General features: G+C 70.3%; 1 protein-coding gene. It reads right to left on the bottom strand.

All coding sequences use genetic code 11. The features are described from left to right. The coding region (locus RB628_RS41700) for a universal stress protein (protein ID WP_318325805.1) at positions 1–245 on the bottom strand (245 nt) is incomplete at its 3' end. Positions 246–343: the final 98 nt, after the last annotated feature.

Below are 343 nucleotides of genomic sequence, written 5' to 3'. Positions count from 1 at the left end.
ACGAAGGCGACCGCCTCCTTGAGTACCTCGGCACCCGCTTCGTGCAGTGTCCGGTTCCACTCCTCCCAGGACGGCAGAGCCTCGCCCGTGCGGTATCCGCCCGTCGGTACGCCCTGGGCGTGGACGAGCCGCACCGGCAGGCCACGGCGATCCGCCTCGTCTGCGGCCCAGGCGAGTGCCAGCCGCTTCGAGGGATCGGGGTCGACACCCACGACGATCGGCTCACGCCCGTGCGCACTGCTCATGGCACCTCCAGCAGATTCCCGTGCCGCCGTTCTTTCACTGTCTTCCAGCGTGACCCCAGCCGTCGGCAGCCGCCACGTCACGGCCTCGTGGGGGCTGA

The organism is Streptomyces sp. ADMS (assembly GCF_033441795.1).
GTDB lineage: Bacteria > Actinomycetota > Actinomycetes > Streptomycetales > Streptomycetaceae > Streptomyces.
Note: the sequence above shows the minus strand (reverse complement) of the source record. Positions and strands in the feature narration are given on the sequence as shown.